The 750-nt window shown below is 60.8% G+C and carries 1 protein-coding gene; it reads right to left on the bottom strand.

From position 1 onward, the window contains the following. Window positions 1-40 precede the first annotated feature (40 nt). On the bottom strand, window positions 41-574 hold the full coding sequence (locus G3446_RS27110) for a hypothetical protein (RefSeq protein WP_164456744.1): 534 nt from the start codon (window positions 572-574) through the stop codon (window positions 41-43). Window positions 575-750: the final 176 nt, after the last annotated feature.

Genomic DNA, 750 nt, shown 5'->3' with positions numbered 1-750 from the left:
CGCCGCTCCCACGTCGCTTCGCCTGAAGGATGCGCGGCGTCTACTCAACCGACTGGGCGGTCCGATGATCAACGCCCTGCCCTGGCGTCTCCCGTCGAGAGAGTTGGTCATAGATGGCCTGAGCTTCAGCTCGATCCAAGCTCAGTGAGATGTCCTCGAATCCAACATCCGCCCGGGAAATGGTCGCCCGCCGCCAATCCTCTTCCCGAACCGTTACCAACACGCGGATCTGGGGAATACGCGCCAGCTCTTCGACGAGCAGCGTCCAGCCCTGGTCGTGGGGGCGAACGTCGATATAGATGACGATGGGTGCGCCAACCGCTTGATCATGCGCGGACAGGGTCGCGGCGATCTGCAATGCCTTCCGCCGGTTCTCGATGAGCTTGATTTGCAGGCGCCACGAGGATGGCGTTTCCATGTGCAGCCAGCGATAAGCGAGTGCCGACTTGCCCTGACCGAATGCGCCATGGATGATGACGACGCTCTCTTTCGCGAACCCCGTGCTGATGTTCTTGAGCCAACGATGGCATGGGATGTCGCAGTTCGCCAAGATGTGCTCGTAATGCGCCGACATCCCTTGCTGGAACTGGTCAAGCGTAGTCGGTTACCCCCCCCCTCATTTCTGACGGGACAAACCGAGCCAGATCTGGCAGGATCAAGCCCCATTGAACGCCGCCGCTTTTCTCTGACGCGACGCATCGCTCTGACATGCCGCACCTCAGCGACCACGACCTGCGCCAATTCGACGAC

Origin of the sequence: Thiorhodococcus minor, assembly GCF_010820565.1 — a bacterium.
Taxonomy (GTDB): Bacteria; Pseudomonadota; Gammaproteobacteria; order Chromatiales; family Chromatiaceae; genus Thiorhodococcus; species Thiorhodococcus minor.
This window is presented reverse-complemented; position numbering and strand designations above follow the sequence as displayed.

Bases quoted from the DNA above. Each gene is read 5' to 3' on its own strand.
- G3446_RS27110 (WP_164456744.1), bottom strand. From the start codon at position 574: ATGTCGGCGCATTACGAGCACATCTTGGCGAACTGCGACATCCCATGC.